This is a genomic window from Trinickia sp. (assembly GCF_035492435.1).
Lineage (GTDB): Bacteria > Pseudomonadota > Gammaproteobacteria > Burkholderiales > Burkholderiaceae > Trinickia.
On sequence record NZ_DATJJF010000082.1, the window covers coordinates 40,950 to 62,082 of the forward strand.

Consider the following 21,133-nt stretch of genomic DNA (forward strand, 5'->3'; position numbering starts at 1 on the left):
GGGGCGCGGGTGTCGTCACGCGGCGCGGAGCACAGCCGAGCGGTGGTACGCGCATCGCTTGGTCGGCGACGCTCGCACGCAAGCGGCAAGACCCGCTGCGGGCCGCGCATTTGCAGTTCGTCCCCAAAGAAGCGCAAGCGGGCGTACTGCATTGTTTCTTGCTTGATTGCTCGGCATCGATGCTGAGCGGCGAGCGGCTCGCGATCGCAAAAGGGTTGCTCGTCGCATGCTTCAACCATGCAGCGACAGAGCGAGCCGAAGTGGCGCTGGTCTCATTTGGCGGCGCGCGCGCCGACGTGCGCTTCGGCCCTGCCATTCCGCGCTGGTGGAACGAACGCTGGCTCGATCCGATCGGCGGGGGCGGCGGAACGCCGTTCGCGCTGGGCATGCGGACGGCTGAGCAGGTGCTCGAGCGCGCTATACGTGACAAGCCCGCACAGCAGCGAGTGCTGTGGGTCTTGACGGACGGGCGTAGCAGCGAGCAGCCTCAACGGCCGGCAGCGGCCGATCGAGTCGTGCTGGTGGACTGCGAGCGGGACGTACCTGCGCTGGGACGCTGCCGGGCACTTGCGCAGGCGTGGGGCGCTGCGTATGCGCGACCTGAAGACATGATCGTTGCCGACTGAAGCGGCGTTCACACCTGCCGCTCGACCAACATTTCAGAGTCGGTCGAGCGATGCGTTGCGGCGCCGACCTGAAAAAAATGGCGCATCTTTGACCTTCAAACCGCAACAGCGCCGCCTTTTCAGACGTCCGGCCCACGCTCATCGTCAGCTGGGTACCACCTTGGCGTAAAAATCCATTCTCCATGCGGAGCGCCCGCCACGCCGCGCGTCGTTGACGACCCGACGATCACCATTGTCCGCATATCGACCTGCTCTGATCGCAGCTCGCCCAATGTGGTCGTGACGAGCGTCGCTCCGGGTCTGCCGATGTCGCGCCCCAGTACGACGCGCGTGTCCGCTCGCCGATAGGTGCGCACGATGTCCAGTGCGCGGTCGAGCTGCCACGGCCGCGCACGCGATATCGGGTTGTAGAACGCCATGACGAGATCGGCCTCGGCAGCATGGCGGAGTCGCTTTTCAATGATGGTCCAGGGCTTCAGGTTGTCGGACAGCGAGAGCATGCAAAAGTCGTGGCCAAGCGGTGCGCCGGCAACGGCTGCCGTTGCCATCGCAGCCGAGACGCCGGGCACGATCCGCAGCTCGACGGTTCTCCAGCGCGGATCGTCGGCGGAGTCGAGGGCCTCCAGCACTGCCGCGGCCATGGCAAATACGCCCGGGTCTCCCGAGGAGACCATGGCTACCTTGTTGCCTTCGCTCGCTAGGTCGAACGCGTGACGCGCACGCTGCAACTCCTCGCGATTGTCGCTGCCGTGCACGCGCTGCTCGATGCGGAAGGGGCCCGCCATCTTGACGTAGGTCTCATAGCCGAGGATGTCCGTCGCTTCATTCAGCGCGGTGCGCGCTGCGGGCACCATCAGCTCCGCGCAGCCCGGCCCGAGACCGACGACGGTGAGGCATCCGCGCGCGCGACCGACCACGTCAGCCGATACGGGCTTCGCTGCGACACCGAGCACGACCCCGTTGCTATGTGCGAGCACATCGTGGGGGACGGGCATGGCGGCGCCGAGCAATTGTGCGGTAGTGCGCGCCGGTGATGGATCGGTCGACTGGCAATTTGCCACAGGCTCCGGCTCACGATTGCGTGAGCTGTCTTCGGCCGCGAAAGCCAACGCGGCGCCCGTACCGGTGGGCGCAAAACGCAGCGGAACGCCGAGCAACCGTGCCGCGTCTTCAAGTTGGCGTTCACCGATGCGATGGCTTGGTGCAAGCAGTGCCGCGAGCGAAAGCGGTGCAAGCCGATGTTCACGCAAGGCCTCGAGCACCCGGTCGGCCGCGGGCGCCGCCCCGTCGCCAATGGCGGCCACGACGCTGCGCGGATGGATGACCAGCTCGTCGCGGCTATCCTCCGACTCATTCGGCGTCACGCGAATCGTCAGCCGTGCCGACGCAGCACATGGCAGCTTGGCGTCGTCCAGCCAAGGCGCGTCGCCGTCGATGCGCGCCTCTTCGCCCGCTAACAGATCCGAGACAAAGCGTTTGCCCTGCTCGAGACTGGCAAGCGTGTAACCGTCGGGCGGGTTGAGCAGGCAAGTGCCGAAACGCAGCTCACCGCTCGTGGTAATAGCCGGCGAGACTTCGAGGGCTTGTGCAATTGCGCGGGCCATTGCGTTGACGCCAGATAAGCCGCCAAGCAGCGGCACGACGGTACTGCCGTCCTCGGCGACGGCGAGCACCGGCGGCTCGGATCGTTTTTCCGCGAGCATCGGCGCGATGCAGCGAATGACGATACCGGCAGCGCACAGCGCGACGATCGGCGTGCCCAGCGCATAGAGTTCACGCAGGTGCGCACCGAGTTCGTCGTAGGCGACGTCGGCTTCCACGCGGGCCGCCAGCCCGTGCACGGTGGCGCCGGGGTAAAGCGCTTGAATACGACGTGCCGTTGTCTGCGCACTGCGACCGAGCACCACGATGGCGGGTGCGGTCATCATCCTTGCCATTTTTCCCCCGGCACGATGAGCAGCGAAAAGTAAGGTGAGGCCATCGGGTCGACCTCGGCGAGCGGCACGATTCGCTGGTTTTGCATGGTCGCGCGTTCGACATAAAGGGCGCGACCGGCGAGCCCGAGGTCGTCAAGGACGCGGCGCACTTTTTCAAAGTTGCGGCCGAGTTTCATGATGACCGCGGCGTCGGCATCGGCGAGCCGCCGGCGCAACTCATCTTCCGGCAACACGCCAGACAGCACCGACAGGCTCTGATTGCGATAGACGAGCGGCGCACCGAGTACGGCAGCGCCACCGAGCATCGAGCACACGCCCGGCACCACTTCAACTTCGAAGCGTGGTGCGAGGCGGTCATGCAGATACATGTACGAGCCGTAAAAGAACGGATCGCCTTCGCAGATGACTGCGACGTCGCGGCCCGCATCGAGGTGTCCCGCAACGACCGCAGCGGCCGTATCGTAAAAGTCCGCGATGACCGTCTCGTACGAGAGTGGCGGGGGAAGCGACTCGGTCGTCACGGGATAGATGAGCGGCAGGCGAATCTGGGACTCACTCAAATGTGCTTCGACGATGCCGAAAGCGTTCCCCTTCTTGCCTTTCGCGACGAAGTAGGCGAGCACGGGGGCGGCCTTCAGCAGGCGCAGGGCCTTGAGTGTCAGGAGTTCGGGGTCGCCGGGGCCGACGCCGATGCCGTAAAGACGTCCTGGGATCGCCATCATTCGACCTCCGTGGCGAGCGCATTGACGGCGGCTGCGACCATGGCACTGCCGCCGCGGCGGCCCTCGACGACGACATAGGGCACGCCACGGCTATCGGCCGCGAGCATGGCCTTCGATTCGGCGGCGCCTACGAATCCGACCGGAAAGCCGAGAATCAGCGCAGGGCGGGGCGCCCCGGCGTCGAGCATTTCGAGCAGACGGAAGAGGGCTGTCGGCGCATTGCCAATGGCGACGACGCTGCCAGCGAGATGCGGCCGCCATAGCTCGAGCGCCGCCGCTGAACGCGTGTTTTCGAGCTTGCGCGCGAGTTCCGGTATGGCAGGTTCTCCCAACGTGCAGAGCACCGGATTTGTCGCGGGAAGGCGCGCTCGCGTGATGCCCTCTGCGACCATCCGAGCGTCGCACAGAATGGGGGCGCCTTTCGCGAGCGCGTTGCGTCCTGCGGTGCCCGCACCCTCGGAAAACCGCAAGGCGTCGACAATGTCGACCATGCCGCAGGCGTGGATCACGCGTACTGCCAGTTTTTCGAGGTCGGGAGGAATGCGGGAAAGGTCGGCCTCGGCGCGTATCGTCGCGAACGACTCGCGGTAGATCGCCTGGCCGTCGCGGACATAGTCAACCATGAAAAGGACTCCGGGCCGCTTCGCCGAGTCGTTGGGCGGCCTCTTCGGGGGTTAGATGCGCCGCGATGCGCTGGCCGAAGCGCTGCGTCGCGGCGGTCCTGTCGTCAGACGCCGGCGCGTGACCAGGCGCCGGTTTCTGATCGTCAAACGCGTTTCGTCGGTACAGATCGTAGCGGCCCGGCTCGACCGCTAGCAGCGTATACGGCGCGCAGTGCGCGGCGGCGCACGAACGGATGCATCCGCTCAAGTGCACTTCGACGCCCGCCGGCAGGCATTCAGCGAGCTTGAGGGCGTCGGCTTTCGTATCTGCGCAGCCTCTTGCACAACCTGCTGAGCCGGCGCAAGCGATCGTTCTGGCGAATGGATGGGTCGTGTCGCGAACAAAGCCAAGCGTGTCGAAGGCTTTTTCGACGTGGCAAACGGAGGGTTCCGAGACATCCGTCAGCAGCACGCCCTGCCAGGGTGTCACCGTCAGCGTCGCGTTGCCGCGCGCAAGCGCTAGCTGCGCCAGTGCGCGCAGTGCGGGCGCATCGATGCGCCCGAGCGGCGGTTGGCCACCGACATGCCACAGATCGGCGGCGCGCTGTCGATGTGCACCGAAACGCAGCGAGGGTTGGGCGTCGGCGCGCCGCCATGCGTCGACAAGACTGTCGCGGCGCAGAGGAAAATTGACGCGCGCCGAAACGGCAGCAAGGATCGTTTCTACGCCCTGCGCCAAGAGCAGATGGCGCATTCGCGTATCGCTGGCACCAGCCAGATCAAGAAAAGTGTCGAGCAGCGCACGAACCAGGCCGGGAACGTTCGCAGGCTCGACGGCGGCGAGCGCGCAACCGGATTCCGTTGATGGATGACCGGCGAGGCCGAACGCGAACCACGGCTCGCCCCCGGAGGGGGCCATCGCGGCGAGCCAGATGTCGTGCGGATGATCGATCATCGCCAGTCTTTCGCCGCCATCGAGCAGCACCGCGAACTTCGGCGAAAGCTGGGTGAATCGTGGCTCGCCTTGCAGCAACGCGAGAATTCGCGCGGCAAGCGGCCTCGTGTCGTACAACGCGTGGACGTCTCGCCCCGCGATGGGGCTGCTCAGCATCAGATTGCGCACGTCGTCGGCTGCGGCGCTTGCCAATTTCGAATCCGGATCGTCCGACATGCTCGCGGCGGTTGCCGCCTCAACCGAGGGAACTTGAGGCCCGAGCCCCGCGCCCAGCAGCCGCTCGGTCAACTCGGCCTCATGGCCCGCACGCACGCCGCGCAGCTGGAGATTGGCTCGATTCGTCAGTTCGATGACGCCCGAGGTGTGGCCGTCGAGCGCATCGGCGATGGCGAGCGCCTGCTCGGCGCGCAACTCGCCGCCGGGGAGCTTGATGCGACACAGCCCGCCGTCGCGTGCAGCGACGATGCGAGAAAGCGCCGGGCAGGCGCTCGGCCGAAGCGGATAAGATGAAATCTGGCTCAAGGCTCAACGCTCAACGCGAGATAGGCGTCGCGCGGCGGCCAACGGCGAAGCGTCTTTCTGCCGAGAAAAAATACACCGGCTCACCCCGCCCGGTGTTTGGCTTTGCGCGAACGATCTGGCCGGCAGGTCTCCTGGCTCGCAGGTCTTCGTCCGCGCCGGCCTTCCCGGTCGACCAGTGGCGCCTAACGGCGCGGACTCGCTGCATACAGTTGCGGGGGCAGCCACAGCTCGACTGTGTTCCCTTTTCAGCCCCGAAGGGCGCCGGCGAAGCGGTATTATGCCGCTTTTCGGACCGACCACGAAGCTTAAGGACTGGCTGGCGGCGCAAGGCGAATCGATTGGATCGAAAGGAATGACGTTATGTCGGCTTGGCTGACGGTGGTGGGGATTGGCGAAGACGGCTATGCCGGGCTAGGCCGCGCCGCCCGCAGGGCGCTGCTCGAGGCTGCCGTCATCGTGGGGGGCGATCGTCACTTGGCGATGTTGCCTGCGCGGATCAGCGCACGGCGCGAACCGTGGCCGCGACCATTCGACGTGGCTCCTTTGCTCGCGAACCGCGGGGTGCCGGTGTGTGTGCTGGCGAGCGGCGACCCGATGTTGTTTGGCGTCGGCGCGACGCTTGCGCGCGACGTGCCGGCAAACGAATTGCGCGTGCTGCCGGCCCCGTCGTCGCCCTCGTTGGCGGCCGCCCGTCTCGGCTGGGCTTTGCAGGAGGTCGAGACGGTATCGCTCGTCGGCCGCCCTTTAGCCGCGCTGAATGGGCACTTGCATGACGGAGCCCGTTTGCTTGTATTGAGTCGCGATGGCGAATCGCCCGCCGCTATTGCGGCACAACTGACAGCGTGTGGATTCGGCGCGACACGGATGGCCGTGTTCGAACATCTCGGTGGCCCGCGAGAGCGACGTATCGATGCAGCTGCTCACGCGTGGCCCTTGCCCCATGTCGCCGCACTGAACGTCGTTGCGCTGGTATGCCGGGCGCCGCAAGCGCGCTCGCTGCCGCTGACGGCGGGGCTGCCTGACGATGCCTTCGTCAACGACGGCCAGCTCACCAAGCGAGACGTTCGCGCGGTCACGCTTGCTCGTCTCGGCCCCCGGCCCGGCGAATTGCTCTGGGATGTCGGCGCGGGTTGCGGGTCGATCGGCATCGAATGGATGCGCTCACATCCAGCTTGCCGCGCCATCGCCATTGAGTCGAACGTCACGCGTCAGCGTTTCATTGAAACAAATCGCGACACGCTTGGCGTCCCAGGGCTGCAACTGATCGCCGGCAGGGCACCCGAAGCGCTCGTCGGGCTGCCGACGCCCGACGCCATCTTCATTGGCGGCGGCGTGACAGCGCCTGGCGTGCTTGAGGCCTGCTGGGCGGCCCTGCGTTCGGGCGGACGGCTCGTGGCGAATGCGGTGACGTTGCAGGGCGAAGCCGCGCTTGTTGCGTGGCGAGATCGGCATGGCGGGACGCTTACGCGCATCGCGCTGAGCGTTGCGCAGCCGCTCGGCGGATTCGATACTTGGCGTCAGGCGTTGCCCATCACGCTGCTGGATATCGCAAAGCCCGGCAATGACGAAGCGGGGCGCCCAGACGGCGAGCCATGATGCGCGACGAAACGCCCGAAGCACCACGGCCTTTGCGCAGCGGCTACACCACCGGCAGTTGCGCGACTGCGACTTCGCTCGCGGCGGCACGCCTGCTACTGTGCGGCGTCGCGAGCGAGGTGGCGGAGATCGTACTGCCCAAGGGGCAGCACGTTCCGATGCCGCTTGTCTACTGCCGCTGGGTCAATGGCATCGATGGAGCGCAAGGCGCCGAAGCTGGCACGATCAAGGATGCCGGTGACGATCCCGACGTGACGCACGGCGCCGTCGTTTTCGCTCACGTGCGCCTGAGCGTGGAACCGGGCGTGCGCTTTCATGCTGGGCCGGGGGTAGGGATTGTGACGCGGGCGGGTCTCGTTGTACCGGTCGGCGAGCCGGCGATCAACCCGGTGCCACGTCGGATGATGCGCGAGCATCTTGAGGAACTTGCCGCGGAGTGCGGCTATGAAGGCGGATTCGACGTGGCGATCGGCGTGCAAGGCGGCGAAGCGCTGGCATTGAAGACGATGAACCCCCGGTTAGGCATCGTTGGCGGACTGTCGATCCTCGGCACGACCGGCATCGTGAGGCCCTTTTCCTGTTCGGCCTACATTGCGTCGATTCATCAAGGCATCGATGTCGCGCGGGCCAACGGCTATCGACATATCGCCGCGTGCACCGGTAACGCAAGCGAGGATGCCATGCGCTCGCATTATGGGTTAGCCGATATGGCGTTGATTGAAATGGGCGATTTTGCCGGGGCGGTGCTCAAGTACATGCGTCGCGCGCCCGTCGAGCGGCTTAGCATCTGTGGTGGCTTTGGCAAGCTGAGCAAGCTTGCCGCCGGCCACCTCGATCTGCACAGCAGGCAGTCAAGCATCAATCTCGAACAACTTTCGGGATGGGCGGGCGAACATGGGGCGAGCCACGCATTGCAGGCCACCCTCCGAGAAGCGAACACGAGCCAGCAGGCACTCGCTCTGGCGCACGAGCAAGGCATACCGCTCGGCGACATCATATGCCGCCATGCGCTTGCCGTGGCGCGCCGGATCGTGCCGTCCGACGTCGCCGTCGAAATGTTCGCGATCGATCGGCAAGGGCAATTCGTGGGAGTGGCTCTATGACGCGTGTGCTGTTGCTGGGCGGCACCGGAGATGCGCTCAAGATTGCCCGCGGCCTCGGGCCCGAGCATGTTTATAGTTTGGCAGGACTGGGCAGCGTGCCACGCGATCTGGCTTGCCAAGTGCGCGTGGGTGGCTTTGGCGGCAGTGAAGGGCTTGCGCGCTATATCAAAGCGCAAGGCATTGGTCTGCTAGTGGACGCCACGCATCCCTACGCGGCGAGGATCAGCGCGAATGCGGCGGCAGCGAGCCGCGCCGTGGGCGTTCCTTATTGGGCATTGCGCCGCCACGCCTGGCAGCCGCAGCCCGGCGACGATTGGCGTTTCGTCGACGACGACTGGAACACTCTGATGGCGGCACTTGCCACGTTTGAGCGGCCCTTGTTCACCTTGGGACGCGAGCCGCTTTCGCATCTGGGCGAAATTGCCGCGCATCAATACTGGACCGTGCGGTGCCTCGACGCGCATCCCGGCAACGAGCGCTGCCGCGTAATTGGCGCACGAGGTCCGTTTTCGATCGAAGGAGAGCGTGAGCTCTTCGCGGCGTGCGGCGTAGATGTCGTCGTCAGCAAAAACAGTGGCGGTGCGGCAACCGAAGCCAAACTCGAAGTGGCGCGCGAACGCGGCTTGCCGGTCGTCATGGTTCGGCGTCCGACATTGCCGGATGCGGATCGTGCCTTCGACGAGCCATCGACGCTCCTTGCTTCGCTCGGCCGTTGTTTGTCTCAATACGTGCCGCGAAAGTCCCCCGGCTTATGACGGAGTAATAGAAGAGATGACCGTTTTTTTTATCGGCGCGGGGCCAGGAGATCCCGAGCTCATTACCGTGAAGGGGCAGCGCCTTGTGCGCACCTGTCCGGTGATTTTGTACGCGGGTTCGCTTGTACCACCAGCCGTGCTGGCCGGTAATGTAGCGGAACGTGTCGTCAACACGGCCGACCTCGATCTCGACGAGATTGTTGCGTTGCTCGCCGACGCGCATCGGAAGGGGCAAGACGTTGCCCGTGTGCATTCGGGCGATCCATCGCTTTATGGCGCGATTGGCGAGCAGATTCGCCGCATTCGATTACTTGGCATTCCTTATGAAATTGTGCCCGGTGTGACTGCCACTGCCGCATGCGCGGCGACGCTTAAGTGCGAGCTGACATTGCCGGGGGTATCGCAAACGTTGATTCTCACACGCTACGCAACGAAGACAACGATGCCGGAAGGCGAAAGCCTCGGCGATCTTGCGCGCCATCGGGCGACGATGGCGATTCACCTCGGCGTGCGGCATTTGTCGCGCATCGTCGGCGAGTTGCAGCCGCATTACGGAAGCGATTGTCCGATTGCCGTGGTCTACCGGGCCAGTTGGCCGGACGAGGAACGGGTAACGGGTACCCTCGCCGACATCGTCGACAAAGTCGAGCGGACCGACATTGAACGCACGGCACTTATCCTGGTGGGCTCAGTGCTTACGGCGGATGGGTTCGCCGATTCGTCGCTGTACGGCAAGAACGGGTGAACCAACCGGCGAGGGGTGACTGCACTTGCCGGTACTTTCGGCCGACTCGTCAGAACGTGAGCAGCGTCTAGCCTTTCGTCTTTGGCGAACTTGGTTGGCGCACGTAGTAAATGTCCCACTCCGCTTCGTCGATTTGCACGAAGCCGTGCCGCTGATAGAAACGGTTCGAATCACTGCCACGCAAAGCGCCTAGACGGATGGACATGCGTTGCGCATCAGCATCTGCGAAGACCGCTCGCAACACCGCGGCTCCGATTCCTTTTCCCTGATGTTCAGGAACGATGTACAAGTGGTCGAGGAGCCAGTGGTCCTTTTGCGGGCGAACTAAGACAAAGCCCACTTTGACACCATCGGTTTCGATGAAGCGGGACAGCGCTGGGTCAAACGACGCCAAGAAGCGTTCCCGGGCGCGCTGTGGGTCGAAGCGTCCGATGCGCTCCAGGCTCTCTCGCATCGCGGCGATGCGGATGGCCACGAGGGCATCAGCGTCGGACTGCGTGGTGAAAGAGAACGTCAGATCCATGGGAAAGTTGGTCGGGCGCGTCGGTAGGAAACATCGAGAATAGCAGTTCCCCCCAGCTTCAAGTGGATCCTCCAAGTGAAAACCGAGCATTAGCCTCGCGAAATTGTGAACAGTGCCTAGTTCCCACCGGCACCACTCCAAAGTTCATAAAGCCACACGCCTACGCGCGTGTCGACAAAGACGTGGCGATCAAAAAGATACCGATTTGGCGCCTGATCCGCCGATGAAAGCGTATAGAAAAATAGCTAGCTTTGCACTAAGGAGTGGCGCAAAACCGTCCATGCCGAGTGTGGATAAAAACTTACAGGCGGGCCATTGACGACTTCAACCTGCGCCCCCTAATATTGTGACTCGTATTAATACAACCTAATACAAGTGAAAGAGCTTGCAAGCTGCTAAGTACGGTCGCGTTGTCCGTAGGGGATCCAGCAATGAACGCGTCTTCGACGCTTTAAGCCCGTCGCGATGGACTGGGGCGGTTTGGGTCGACGGTTGCGCTTGCATCGATCCTTGGCATTTGCCGTTCGCTTTGTCGATCGCACTGTCGGTGTTTGGAATTGTTGCGTCTTTTGGGATGCGCCCGGATAGGTCATTCGTCGATGACGACGCAAAGGCTTATACGCAGGGCTTGCAGGCAGTTCTGCCTGGAAAGCGGGCGTTAAATCATAGGTTGTTGGTGGTTATCCATTTCGGAGAGTCGGGATGCTCCTCAATAGTGAAGAGACAGCGATGCTCAACGGCGAGTTGGGCAAAGTGTTGCAAATGGCAATACGGCATCAGATCGAAGTTGGGACGTTTTTTGGTGCGCAAGATTTTGTGCCGGTTACGCAAGCGCACATCATGGCGGACACAGAAAGTCTCGGGCAGGCGGGCGTGATGTGGCTCGAGCAACTGGCCGATATGGGCGACGGGCGGGTTTGCGTGCCCACCATCACCGATCCCCGTGGGACGGATTTCAGCAAAGCCAATGAGCTCGGACAGCGAGATTGGATGCTCGATTTGGAGCGTCGTGCCATCAACGCGTTTGAAAGGCTTGGCGTCAGCATGACGGACACCTGTATCAATTACCAGACTGTGTTGGCCGCTACGCGAGGCGAACACGTTGCATTCGGGGATACGGGCGTTGTCATCTATTCGAATTCGATCAACGCTGCGCGTTCCAACTTCGAAGGCGGCCCGTCCGCGCTTGCTGCGGGGCTAACGGGCCGTACGCCGCGTTACGGCTATCACCTGCCCGCGAATCGGCAGGCGACCATGCGATTCAAGGTCGACTTCACCCCCACGTCGCTCAATGAGTGGGGGGCGCTTGGTGGTGTGATTGGACGTCTCGCGGGGAATTACTGGGAGGTGCCCGTGATCGAGGGCATCAAAATCTCGCCCACGTCCGATGAGTTCAAGCACTTTGGCGCGGCGATGGCAAGTTTCGGATCGACTGCGCTGTTTCACATGGTTGGCCTCACGCCGGAGGCCGTGCGCATCGAGGATGTCGGCGGGGACAAACTGCCCGTGCATCATCGGATCGACCGTGCTCAGGTTGAAGCATTGATTGCCAGCTACGCGGTCACCAAGAAGGTCGACGTCGTGGTGTTCTCCGCGCCCCAACTGAGTCTTTACGAACTTCGCGCGCTGGCCGAACTCTGCGACCGGCGGGACTTCAGGATTCCGCTTTTGGCCGTGACCAGCCCGCAGGTCAAGCCCGATTCGGATCGTTTCGGATTCACCGAACGTATTGAAAGAGCGGGCGGTACCGTTTTGGCCGGCATGTGCTTTTATCAGTCCTATGCGCGTGAAATGGCCGAAGCGAAGGGGTGGAAAACGCTGGCGACGAACAGCGCCAAGTTGGTGAACATCCTGGGAGGCTATGGCTACGTGCCGATGCTGGCTTCCATGGAACAGTGTGTCAAAGCAGCCGAGACTGGAGAACTTGCATGAACGAGATCGTGTTGACCGCGCGGCACGCAATGGGGCAGAAGGTAACAGCGCAAGCGCTTGTCGCGAAAGACGGTTTTTCTGCGCGCTATGACCTGAACCGGCTCGAGGGTGTTTTCTCGCGGCCCTCCCACAAGCTTGTCGGTCAGTCGTATGTCGGGCGCATTCTCGTGCTCGATACCGCGAAGGGCGGTGTGGCAAGCGCATGGATGCTGCACGAGATGCAGGCGCGTCACATGGCGCCGCTTGGCATCGTCTTCAACACCGTGAACACGATTCTCGCGCAAGGCGCCGCGCTCGGGGGCATCTCGATGCTTGCGGGATTCGACGTTGACGTGACTGAGGCGATCGAGCATGGATCGATTGTGGAAATCGATCCTGCTTCGAAGACGTTGAAGGTGCTTCGGGCTGGGTTTGCCGCGGATTCGCACGGCGCCAGTGGGAATCTTGCGCAACCTCAGCATGGGGAGGCGGAAACATCGCCGGTACGGATGGTGCCGACGCGCTACTGATCGTTGACGCCCGCACCACGAAGCCGATGTTTCGCCGCCGTTGCGGCGATAACATCGGCAAGCAGTATGGGCCGGCCAATATCGTCTATTTCCACTTCGATGGAGTGGAGGACAGGCTCGGCGCGCGGGTGTTTTTGATGGACGATCCGATCGGCAGCTTGCCTTGAACGCTCAATGTGAGTTCGTAGTTTTCGGGGCGCATGAAAAATGAGGTGTGCTCTCTCAGCTGACCGCCGATCCCGAACGATTCTCGCTCCATGACGAGCACGGCTGCTGTGCGGCTCAACCCGAGAATCTTGCCGATTGCGGTGCCCGCCGTCTGAGCACGGATGCGGATATCAGCTCGTGCGACGGCCAAGCCAAGCAAATTTTCAAGCATCGCATAGATCGGATTTCGATCGACTTGATCGGCGGTAAGCTTGCTTGCTTCGGGAGGAAGGTACGACCATACGAGTGTCATGGGCTCGTCGTCGACAAGGTAAAGCCGCTTCAAACAGCAGCATTGGCCTTCTGCCGTTTGTGCCATGCCGAATGCCTTAGCCACGGCTTCGGGCGCATCCGATTGGCCGAACTCGAGCACACGCGTCTGCGGTTCGATTCCTTGTGCAACTAGGGTGTCGTAAAAGCCGCGCAGCGGTTTCAAGTCATGCAGAAATTTGTGCTGCGAAACGTAGGTGCCCTTTCCCTGCTTAGAAACGACATACCCTTCAGCAAGCAGTTGAGCGATCGCCTGTCGGACGGTCACGCGGCTGACGTCGAATCGCTGAGTCAGCTCGCTCTCGGTTGGTAGCTTGTTGCCGTTGGCGTACAGGCCCGAGTCGATGTCGTGCTTCAACCGCTCCGCAATTTGGAGATACAGCGAAATGACGCTGTCGCGTTCAAGGGGGCGTGCTTGAGTACGGGTATTGGTGGCTGAGGCCGAAAGGCCCCTCAGTTTCATGTGCATCGATGACTCACACGAGGCGTTGGTCGCGATTCAACTTCCATCCGCGCATTTTAGGGGATTCGGCCAACTGGCGCGCCAAAGCTGGGTGCTAATCTCGGCAAGAACCGCGTTGCGGGCTCGGGGGTGCGAGCCGCTTGTCGCATCACGTGACTCGATGATCCGAAATGCAAGCCCGTTGACGGACCTCAACGTGATGCTGTCGAAGTTGGCGGTCGGGACGTCCGAGCAAGCGTTCTTGGTCAGAGGCCATGTCGCCAAAGCGGCACGGGTGCCCCGTCCTGGCGAACCTCGCTCGTAGCGATGTCGTGCCTTTTGAACAGGCCCGGCGTTCCGCCTTGCAATTGCAATTCCGAAGCTATCTCTTGCGGCCTGTCTTTCAACTATAGAAAAGCATAGGTTCTGTTCACTCAAGGTTGATCTATGCTCGCCTCGCGTCTGCTCGAAACTGGCAATCGCATGTGTGCCTGCAGTGATTTTGGTTGATGTTTGACTCGATATCGTCGGGGCCGTTCCTTTCATGCGGCCGTATGCGTTGATTTTATTATCGGAGATGGCTATGTCGGATAGATTTAAGCCTAGTATTATTGATGTTGCGATCATGGTTGACGCGCCGCGCATTATGTTCGATTACGGGCCGAATAAGGCACAGGATCGCAAGACCTTTTCGGATTTTTTTAACCTCGGAAAGGGGGTTGGTTACGTATATATGGCAGCCACGTGGTGGGATTCGCAGAACGAGGGCGACTCGGAGCTAGACGTTTTCGGCGTGAAGGGGAACACGATTCGATGGCGCATGCAGACATTGTCCATGGGTGGCCGAGCGGATGCATCATTGGACTCGGCAGCGGCCCCTGTGGCATTCCAGGCCGTCATAAGGGGGTTCGTGTTCCAGGGGACCCAGTGGAGCGAGTTCATCACGAAGCCCACGCGAAAAGTAGAAACCGTGAAGACTTGGGGGTTCGATGCGGATGGGAACGTCGTTCGCCAGAATATCACCGACGTTTATTGGGAATCTCAAGTTATCACACCCGGTCCGGTAACTTACCATACACCGTTCAACATTTTTTGCGATAGTCCAAATTGCAGTGATGGCAGCGATGGTAGTGACGATAGCGGTGGCGGTGGTGGCAATGGCTGCGGCGGATACCAGCATGACCCGTATATCAATGTTAATCTGAATCAGTAGTCGCGGAGCGGACGCCACTGTTGCTTCATAAATAGATTCGTGTCCGTTAGTGACTGCGGTGGGTGGCGGCTCGTCGCTGCCCGCCGCTGTCATAAGATGCCGGAGCGACATCTTCGATGTCCGTGTGCGCGCATTATCCATTGACCGAGACTTGCAGCCTACCGCTGTTGCTGCGCGCTTATACAGTCGTAATCACCTGCTATTGCGGACGACTAGCTCTCGCTGTGTATCGGGCCCTCCCCGAGCGCGTCATCTAAAAAACATGTCCGCCTCCATCAAAAGAGTTCATCGCGTTCCCGGTCCGCTTGCCCAGTACGTCGCCGACCGGCGAGAGCGACAGTCAAGAAAGAATGTTTCGAGGATTATCTGCTTTACGTCCTCGCTCGCATCGCCGACCATCCGTTCGACCGCGCCGCGCTCCTCGGCGCGAGCCAAACTACGGAGGAACGACGCTTGCATGCTCCATCGAAACTGCTCTTCTTACCAGGCGCATCGGGCAACGCCGCGTTCTGGCAGCCGCTCGCGAATCAGCTAACGACTGATGCCGAGAAGGTCATCGTCGGATACCCAGGGCTGGGTCAGGAGCCTCCTGCCCCGAACGTCAAGGGCTTCGATGACCTTGTCCGGACGGTCGTATCTCAAATTGACCAACCGACGGCCTTAATAGCCCAATCGATGGGCGGGGTGATCGCGATTTGCGCTGCGCTTGAAAAGCCTGAGCTGGTTACCCATCTGGTGCTGGCTGTTACATCTGGCGGGATAGAAAGCCGGGAGCTGGGGGCGCGGGATTGGCGTGCCGGATTGGTCGAGTCCAATCCGTCTCTTCCTGAATGGTTTGTATCTTTCAAATCAGATCTCACGCATGAGCTAGGCAGAATTACTCAACCGGTGCTTCTGCTGTGGGGCGATGCCGACCCGTTCAGTCCGGTCGCAATCGGCCAGAGGCTACTTGAGTTGTTTCCGAATGCGCTTTTGCACATGACTTCCGGAGGCAATCACAATCTGGCGCATGACCACGCGCCACGACTCGCTCCGGTTGTCGACGCTCACTTGACGCCCGCCACTTATGCCGGCTGCTGAAGGGCGGTTTTTTGCGTAGCTGAGCCGAAGAAGCGGGGGGGCGGACTCCGCCATTTAGTGCTTTACATGCGCATGACACACAATTGTGCGATCCGCCTATATACCCGACGCTCGGAGCTTGCCTATCGGCCAAACGAAACGCGCTCATCAATTTAAGTTTGCCGTTTCTGTGCCGATATATACAGAGTGCGTTTGGTCGCAATCGTGCCAACCGACCTACAGTAACTCCGAGAGAAAGATGGGTGACAATAAATTTCCCCAACCGCCCAAGCGCCGTTTGGCATCGCCCGCGCGCCGCAAGGTGGTTGAAACCGTGGGAGCCGGCTTAGCGAGCGGCTTACTTTTCGGTCGCGCCCAAGCGGCGACAACTGCGGCTCCCCTTGCGGTCGATGCATGGACGACGCAACCGGGCGAGCCCACGGGTTGGCATCCTTATGGTGTCCCGTCGCCGTTCGAGAAGGACGTGGTGCGGCGCTTCCCACAGCCCCCGAAGATGCCCGGCTCGGCATGGACGCTGACTCCGCTTGCAGACCTGTTCGGTACCATCACGCCAAGCGGTTTGATTTACGAGCGGCATCACGGCGGAATACCGCAGATCGATCCAGATCAGCATCGCCTTGTCATCCACGGACTGGTGCGTCGGCCACTCGAATTCACGATGGACGACCTGGTGCGTTTCCCGTCCGTCACGCGAACGCATTTTCTCGAATGCTCGGGCAATACCGCCAGCGAATGGGCAGGACCGAGCGGCCTGCCTGTGCAGATGACGCACGGTTTGCTTTCCTGCGCCGAGTGGACGGGGGTTCCGCTTGCCACATTGCTCGACCAAGTCGGTGTTGAGCCTGCGGGCAAGTGGCTGCTCGCTGAGGGCGCCGACGCTGCAGCGATGACGCGCAGCCTGCCGCTAGATCGCATCCTCGAGACCGCCATCGTGGTCTATGCGCAAAACGGTGAGCGGTTGCGTCCGGAAACCGGCTATCCGGTCCGATTGCTGATTCCGGGTTACGAGGGCAACACGAATGTGAAGTGGTTGCGCCGACTCAAACTCGTCGACGGCCCGGTCATGAGCCGCGAAGAGACCTCCCGATACACGGGTCTTCTGCCGAACGGAAAGGCGCGGCAGTTCGCTTTCGAAATGGATGTGAAATCGGTCATTACCCGCCCGTCGCCAGGACATCGGCTTGCGACCCAAGGATTCCATGCCATCAGCGGCCTGGCGTGGTCAGGCAGGGGCAAGATTGTGCGGGTGGAAGTGTCGACCGACGCAGGCAAGACGTGGCGCGACGCGCAGCTGCAAGGGCCGGTTCTCGCCCTTTCGTTGACGCGCTTCATGGTTGATTGGCGATGGGATGGGGGGCCGGCTGTATTGCAAAGTCGCGCAACCGATTCAGCGGGCAACGTCCAACCGGTGCGCGAAGTGCTGGTGGCTGCACGAGGCCTGAATAGCTATTACCACTACAACGCTATCCAGAGCTGGACAGTCACGACCGATGGGGAGCTGCGTAATGCTTGAGCACATCAAAGGCATGACTGTGACGACACGTACCGCCTCCTCGGCGCAGAGACGCGCGTCCGCGACGAGCCGCCGCAATGCCATTAAAAGCACGCTGGCCGCGAGTGCGATCTGGGTTGCCGTCATCGCCCCAGTTGCCGCGCATGCGGCCGCCGACGCCGAGCCGGCTCAGGGGCAGCAGCCTCAGATTGCGCATACGTCAATGGACTACGGCATCGGCCAACCCGTGAACGCGGCAGCGTTGGCCCGATGGAACATTGACGTATCTCCCGACGGCCGCGGCTTGCCTAAAGGGTCCGGCGATGTTGCGACCGGGCGACAGGTCTTCGAGACCAAGTGCGCGGCGTGCCATGGTGTGAAAGGCGAGGGCGGCTTGGGCGATCGCCTGGTAGGCGGCTTGGGTTCTCTTACTAGCGCGCATCCTGTGAAGACAGTGGGCAGCTATTGGCCGTATGCGACGACGCTTTTCGACTATATCCGTCGTGCAATGCCCTTTAACGCGCCGCAATCGCTGAGCGCAAACGAAGTCTATGCCGTCAGTGCTTTCTTGCTCAATGCAAACGGCATTGTTCCTGACGGAACGCGGCTGGATGCTAAAACACTGCCCAAAGTAAAAATGCCGAATCGTGACGGATTCGTCGTCGATCAGCGATAGATCCGTGTAATCGAGGCGGGAACCGTGACATAGAAACGGCCTGCCTCGAGATGAACGGTCTATCGATCCGTTAGACCCGCTTGATTTCGACTGGAGCCCCCAGAAGATGAAGATCCACACTAAGCTGGCACTAACGTTTAGTGCAGTGCTGGCATTGCTCTTGATGATATGCGTGACGATGCAGATACAGATGGCGCGCGCGAACGCCGTCACTCATGGCATCGTTAATGGTGCAATGCAGAAGAAGCAGCTCCTATCGCAAATCAGCAACGGCACCAATCGCATTGCGCTGCTAGCCTACCACGCACTCGAGGTACCGACCCCGGAGGGGCAGGCAGCCGTGGTGGGCCAGATCAAGGATCAGGCTCAACAGGACACCGACTGGTATGCACAACTGAAGAGCTTGCTCGTAACCGATGGCGAAAAGGCTGAGTTGGACGAGCTGATCAAGATACGAACGCCCTACGCCAATTCGTTGAAGCCGGCCTACGCACAGGTGGCCGCCCACGATATGAGCGGCGCCGCCAAGTCGCTACAGGATTCGGGGCCTTTTCGTGATGCCACGCTACAGGCGCTTAGCGACTTCTCCGCTTCTCAGCAACGCTTGATGTTGGAGGAGATCCGGCAGAGCCAGGCCTCCTATGAAACCGCGCGTGTGATCCTTTGGGGATTAGCCGCCTTATCCATCGTAGTTGCCGCGGTGCTGTGCGTGATCGTGACGCGCTCCATCATCGGCCCGCTCGGCGGAGAACCGCACGAGGCGGTGACGCTCGCGAGTGCGGTCGCGGGCGGTAATCTGCGCGTCGCGGTCAGGGTGCATCCCGGCGATCAATCGAGCCTGATGTACGCGCTAAAGACGATGCGCGATCAACTTGCCACGATGGTGCACGAGATCAAGACGTCGAGCGAAGCGATCGCAGTGGCGGCCGGTGAAATTGCCCAGGGCAATACGGATCTATCCCGGCGTACCGAAGAGCAGGCGGCGTCTCTGGAGGAAACCGCCTCGAGCATGGAAGAGCTAACCGCAACGGTTCGCCACAATGCGGACAACGCAAAACAGGCAGCTTCATTGGCGAACACGGCATCGACAACGGCGCAGCGGGGCGGCGATGTAATCGGACGTGTCGTCGAGACGATGAGTGGCATCTCCGGCAGCTCCACCAAGATGTCAGAGATTATCAGCGTGATCGAAGGCATTGCGTTTCAGACCAACATCCTCGCCCTCAATGCAGCGGTCGAGGCTGCCCGTGCCGGTGAACAGGGGCGCGGCTTTGCCGTCGTGGCCGGTGAGGTCCGCACGCTCGCCCAGCGCAGTGCAACCGCTGCCAAGGAGATCAAAGATTTGATCAGCGAGTCGGTCGACCGTGTCGACGCCGGCACCCGGCTCGTTGAGGAAGCGAGCGGCACGATCGGTGAAATCGTCGAGTCGGTCAAACGTGTGACCGACATCGTGGGAGAAATTTCGTCTGCGTCCAAGGAGCAGAGTACCGGTATCGAACAAGTCAATACGGCCGTGAGCCAGATGGACAAGGCGACACAGCAAAACGCCGCGCTGGTCGAAGAAGCCTCGGCGGCAGCACAATCAATGGCCCAACAGGCTCAGGGGTTGCGTGCAACGGTGGGGGTCTTCAAGGTGGACGACGCCGGCACTGAAGGCGTCCGACGTGACGCGGCGTTGAGTCGGGCAAAGAGCGGTATGACGAAGCCCGCTCAGTTGCGCTCGGCTGACAGGGTGCAGCGCGCAGAAAGGGCGGCTTTGCCGAGCGCGTCTTCCGACGAATCCGAGCCTTCCTGGCAGACGTTCTGACGAGCTTAAGATACGAGCGCGTGCCGCAGCAACAGGCCGAACAATGGTCGGTAGCTCGCACGCTGCTCAACAAAGTGCTGCCCGGCCAACGAGCTGCTCTGGTCCATACTTCGGAACGGCGTGCCTTGGGATCTTCGGCGCTGAGTCCAGGCAATGAGATAGATGCGATAGCGGTTAGTCATTTTGCATGATGCGGCCCATGAGGGGGCTCAGATCGCGCTTTCGGACGGCTCGGTAGCAGCCCATTGCGTCCACCCGCTTTGTCCGCCTACTGCGGCAACGCGTATGGCGCAGGAGCCATCAGCGAAGGTCAAGCATTCGACACGAAGACGCCGCTCTGCCGGAATATCGTTCGCGTGGACTTCCCCGCCTTCATGCTTGAACTGCAATTTGCCTTCCCGCAAGAGCTCCAGCTGTGGTGGCCCATCTGCGCACGCACGTCCAGCATCCCACCGGTTCAGCAGCGTTGCGGCGATTTGTGCGTCGAACATTTGCAGCTTTCCTCAACAGGCTGGTCAGAAGGTCGGTAGGAAGCAACTAGCAGCGTGACGTCCGCCCGCGGTGAATCGCACCTTCACGATTGGACGCCGACAATCGACGGACCAGCGCTAGCAAGCGGGGAACTCACTTGCCCGAGCTGCTCGAACCCAACGCTTTATTCGGTCGATGCACTTGGTGCAACAGCCACACGTCGAAGCCTCTGATCGAGGCCAAACAGACAAGGCGCGGGAGCAAAGTGGACCACAGTTTGCTCGCAAACGTTTGCGTTTCCATGATCAATTCACCTTTGCACTGCGTGTCAAATCTGACTAACGGCAGCGTGTCGAAACATTGCATAGGTGAAAACCCTTAATCCGAGGCGCTGAAGTCAAAGCAGTTAATACTCGGTCTCGTCGCGCCATCAGCCGTTTTGCTTTGCATGCGGTGATTAAACATTGGCATATCAAAGGCCGGCTTCGGGGCGAAGAGCGACACACACCGGCGCCCGGCAGAAGCGATTGAAGGCTGTTCGACACCGGCCGAGGTTCTTTCAACTGTGAACATGCTTCGGCGCGTGCCGGCAGGCCTTGAACAAGCCTCAATAGAGGAAATCGCGGAGTGCCCCGATGCGGCCGGAGTGTCGCGGAGAATTTAGATTGCTGTATGACTCAAGAGGTCGGGTACGGAAGTTCGGCGCGGCATGTGGCCCAGCGGATCGCCGGCCGGCGACGTACTTCCCGGTTCGGCCATCAATGGCAACAAGCTTGCTGGGTCCATATGGCCTGGCCGCTTGGGGATACATAGCGGCCGTATCCAAATCGTTGCCCTTATCTCCCACCCCGCATGAAAAGCCGCTTTTTCAACGCGCTCGCGCCTGAATGAAGCGAAGTCCCCAGCCCGTTTGAAGCCGCCCCTCGCTATCCTGGATACGCGAAAGTT

The 21,133-nt window shown here is 61.5% G+C and carries 19 protein-coding genes and 1 riboswitch; of the genes, 12 read left to right on the forward strand and 7 right to left on the reverse strand.

Annotated features, from left to right (window positions below; translation table 11 throughout):
• The first annotated feature begins 53 nt into the window (after nt 1-53).
• Entirely contained in the window at nt 54-626 is a 573-nt protein-coding gene (locus VL598_RS05845) for a vWA domain-containing protein (protein WP_325325770.1), read from the forward strand.
• 119 nt (nt 627-745) lie between these two features.
• Here VL598_RS05845 and cobJ read toward each other — a convergent pair whose 3' ends face one another.
• Genes cobJ through cobG form a run of 4 tightly spaced genes read right to left on the reverse strand, consistent with a single transcriptional unit; the run spans nt 746 to nt 5,364 of the window.
• Nucleotides 746-2,551 (reverse strand): precorrin-3B C(17)-methyltransferase, encoded by a 1,806-nt coding sequence (gene cobJ / locus VL598_RS05850; protein ID WP_325325771.1) that lies wholly within the window; start codon nt 2,549-2,551, stop codon nt 746-748.
• The gene (locus VL598_RS05855) at nt 2,551-3,285 is read right to left on the reverse strand and encodes a precorrin-2 C(20)-methyltransferase (protein WP_325325750.1); all 735 of its coding nucleotides are present in this window, start codon (nt 3,283-3,285) and stop codon (nt 2,551-2,553) included. The genes cobJ and VL598_RS05855 overlap by 1 nt, the downstream gene beginning before the upstream one ends.
• Nucleotides 3,282-3,908, reverse strand: a complete 627-nt coding sequence (locus tag VL598_RS05860) for a precorrin-8X methylmutase (RefSeq protein ID WP_325325751.1) — start codon at nt 3,906-3,908, stop codon at nt 3,282-3,284. The genes VL598_RS05855 and VL598_RS05860 overlap by 4 nt, the downstream gene beginning before the upstream one ends.
• Entirely contained in the window at nt 3,901-5,364 is a 1,464-nt protein-coding gene (gene cobG / locus VL598_RS05865) for a precorrin-3B synthase (protein WP_325325752.1), read from the reverse strand. Before cobG ends, VL598_RS05860 begins: the two co-directional genes overlap by 8 nt.
• Before the next feature lie 104 nt (nt 5,365-5,468).
• Nucleotides 5,469-5,645, reverse strand: a riboswitch (cobalamin riboswitch).
• A gap of 79 nt (nt 5,646-5,724) precedes the next feature.
• Here cobG and cbiE point away from each other — a divergent pair.
• Genes cbiE through cobM form a run of 4 tightly spaced genes read left to right on the forward strand, consistent with a single transcriptional unit; the run spans nt 5,725 to nt 9,563 of the window.
• On the forward strand, nt 5,725-6,960 hold the full coding sequence (gene cbiE, locus VL598_RS05870; RefSeq protein WP_325325753.1) for a precorrin-6y C5,15-methyltransferase (decarboxylating) subunit CbiE: 1,236 nt from the start codon (nt 5,725-5,727) through the stop codon (nt 6,958-6,960).
• On the forward strand, nt 6,960-8,063 hold the full coding sequence (locus tag VL598_RS05875; protein WP_325325772.1) for a cobalt-precorrin-5B (C(1))-methyltransferase: 1,104 nt from the start codon (nt 6,960-6,962) through the stop codon (nt 8,061-8,063). The genes cbiE and VL598_RS05875 overlap by 1 nt, the downstream gene beginning before the upstream one ends.
• Entirely contained in the window at nt 8,060-8,818 is a 759-nt protein-coding gene (locus tag VL598_RS05880) for a cobalt-precorrin-6A reductase (protein WP_325325754.1), read from the forward strand. Before VL598_RS05875 ends, VL598_RS05880 begins: the two co-directional genes overlap by 4 nt.
• 16 nt (nt 8,819-8,834) lie before the next feature.
• Nucleotides 8,835-9,563: a precorrin-4 C(11)-methyltransferase gene (cobM, locus tag VL598_RS05885; RefSeq protein WP_325325755.1), complete on the forward strand. Its 729-nt coding sequence runs from the start codon at nt 8,835-8,837 to the stop codon at nt 9,561-9,563.
• A gap of 67 nt (nt 9,564-9,630) precedes the next feature.
• Here cobM and VL598_RS05890 read toward each other — a convergent pair whose 3' ends face one another.
• Nucleotides 9,631-10,086 (reverse strand): GNAT family N-acetyltransferase, encoded by a 456-nt coding sequence (locus VL598_RS05890; RefSeq protein WP_325325756.1) that lies wholly within the window; start codon nt 10,084-10,086, stop codon nt 9,631-9,633.
• A gap of 702 nt (nt 10,087-10,788) precedes the next feature.
• Here VL598_RS05890 and VL598_RS05895 point away from each other — a divergent pair.
• Together VL598_RS05895 and VL598_RS05900 are read left to right on the forward strand one after the other, a co-directional pair.
• Nucleotides 10,789-12,018 carry an aconitase X catalytic domain-containing protein gene (locus VL598_RS05895; protein ID WP_325325757.1) on the forward strand — a complete coding sequence of 410 codons (1,230 nt, stop codon included), beginning with the start codon at nt 10,789-10,791 and terminating at the stop codon, nt 12,016-12,018.
• Nucleotides 12,015-12,527: an aconitase X swivel domain-containing protein gene (locus VL598_RS05900; RefSeq protein ID WP_325325758.1), complete on the forward strand. Its 513-nt coding sequence runs from the start codon at nt 12,015-12,017 to the stop codon at nt 12,525-12,527. Before VL598_RS05895 ends, VL598_RS05900 begins: the two co-directional genes overlap by 4 nt.
• Nucleotides 12,528-12,612: 85 nt before the next feature.
• Here the strand turns inward: VL598_RS05900 and VL598_RS05905 are convergent, their stop codons facing one another.
• Complete coding sequence (locus VL598_RS05905; RefSeq protein ID WP_325325759.1) at nt 12,613-13,467, reverse strand: GntR family transcriptional regulator; 855 nt, start codon at nt 13,465-13,467, stop codon at nt 12,613-12,615.
• A 562-nt stretch (nt 13,468-14,029) separates the two neighbouring features.
• Here VL598_RS05905 and VL598_RS05910 point away from each other — a divergent pair.
• From VL598_RS05910 to VL598_RS05930, 5 genes are all read left to right on the forward strand, one after another.
• Nucleotides 14,030-14,659: an AidA/PixA family protein gene (locus VL598_RS05910; protein WP_325325760.1), complete on the forward strand. Its 630-nt coding sequence runs from the start codon at nt 14,030-14,032 to the stop codon at nt 14,657-14,659.
• Nucleotides 14,660-15,112: 453 nt separating this feature from the next.
• The gene (locus tag VL598_RS05915; protein WP_325325761.1) at nt 15,113-15,739 is read left to right on the forward strand and encodes an alpha/beta fold hydrolase; all 627 of its coding nucleotides are present in this window, start codon (nt 15,113-15,115) and stop codon (nt 15,737-15,739) included.
• 238 nt (nt 15,740-15,977) lie between these two features.
• Nucleotides 15,978-17,252, forward strand: a complete 1,275-nt coding sequence (gene soxC, locus VL598_RS05920; RefSeq protein ID WP_325325762.1) for a sulfite dehydrogenase — start codon at nt 15,978-15,980, stop codon at nt 17,250-17,252.
• Nucleotides 17,245-17,907 carry a cytochrome c gene (locus VL598_RS05925; RefSeq protein WP_325325763.1) on the forward strand — a complete coding sequence of 221 codons (663 nt, stop codon included), beginning with the start codon at nt 17,245-17,247 and terminating at the stop codon, nt 17,905-17,907. Before soxC ends, VL598_RS05925 begins: the two co-directional genes overlap by 8 nt.
• 106 nt (nt 17,908-18,013) lie before the next feature.
• A complete protein-coding gene (locus tag VL598_RS05930) occupies nt 18,014-19,714 on the forward strand; it encodes a methyl-accepting chemotaxis protein (RefSeq protein ID WP_325325764.1) in 1,701 nt (566 codons plus the stop codon).
• Nucleotides 19,715-19,923: 209 nt separating this feature from the next.
• Here VL598_RS05930 and VL598_RS05935 read toward each other — a convergent pair whose 3' ends face one another.
• Nucleotides 19,924-20,205: a hypothetical protein gene (locus VL598_RS05935; protein WP_325325765.1), complete on the reverse strand. Its 282-nt coding sequence runs from the start codon at nt 20,203-20,205 to the stop codon at nt 19,924-19,926.
• Between the last annotated feature and the right edge of the window lie 928 nt (nt 20,206-21,133).

Excerpts from the sequence above, each read along its gene's own strand:
- cobJ (WP_325325771.1), bottom strand. The coding sequence starts at position 2,551 with ATGACCGCACCCGCCATCGTGGTGCTCGGTCGCAGTGCGCAGACAACG.
- VL598_RS05855 (WP_325325750.1), bottom strand. The coding sequence starts at position 3,285 with ATGATGGCGATCCCAGGACGTCTTTACGGCATCGGCGTCGGCCCCGGC.
- VL598_RS05860 (WP_325325751.1), bottom strand. The coding sequence starts at position 3,908 with ATGGTTGACTATGTCCGCGACGGCCAGGCGATCTACCGCGAGTCGTTC.
- cbiE (WP_325325753.1), top strand. The coding sequence starts at position 5,725 with ATGTCGGCTTGGCTGACGGTGGTGGGGATTGGCGAAGACGGCTATGCC.
- VL598_RS05875 (WP_325325772.1), top strand. The coding sequence starts at position 6,960 with ATGCGCGACGAAACGCCCGAAGCACCACGGCCTTTGCGCAGCGGCTAC.
- VL598_RS05880 (WP_325325754.1), top strand. The coding sequence starts at position 8,060 with ATGACGCGTGTGCTGTTGCTGGGCGGCACCGGAGATGCGCTCAAGATT.
- cobM (WP_325325755.1), top strand. The coding sequence starts at position 8,835 with ATGACCGTTTTTTTTATCGGCGCGGGGCCAGGAGATCCCGAGCTCATT.
- VL598_RS05890 (WP_325325756.1), bottom strand. The coding sequence starts at position 10,086 with ATGGATCTGACGTTCTCTTTCACCACGCAGTCCGACGCTGATGCCCTC.
- VL598_RS05895 (WP_325325757.1), top strand. The coding sequence starts at position 10,789 with ATGCTCCTCAATAGTGAAGAGACAGCGATGCTCAACGGCGAGTTGGGC.
- VL598_RS05900 (WP_325325758.1), top strand. The coding sequence starts at position 12,015 with ATGAACGAGATCGTGTTGACCGCGCGGCACGCAATGGGGCAGAAGGTA.
- VL598_RS05905 (WP_325325759.1), bottom strand. The coding sequence starts at position 13,467 with ATGAAACTGAGGGGCCTTTCGGCCTCAGCCACCAATACCCGTACTCAA.
- VL598_RS05910 (WP_325325760.1), top strand. The coding sequence starts at position 14,030 with ATGTCGGATAGATTTAAGCCTAGTATTATTGATGTTGCGATCATGGTT.
- soxC (WP_325325762.1), top strand. The coding sequence starts at position 15,978 with ATGGGTGACAATAAATTTCCCCAACCGCCCAAGCGCCGTTTGGCATCG.
- VL598_RS05925 (WP_325325763.1), top strand. The coding sequence starts at position 17,245 with ATGCTTGAGCACATCAAAGGCATGACTGTGACGACACGTACCGCCTCC.
- VL598_RS05930 (WP_325325764.1), top strand. The coding sequence starts at position 18,014 with ATGAAGATCCACACTAAGCTGGCACTAACGTTTAGTGCAGTGCTGGCA.
- VL598_RS05935 (WP_325325765.1), bottom strand. The coding sequence starts at position 20,205 with ATGTTCGACGCACAAATCGCCGCAACGCTGCTGAACCGGTGGGATGCT.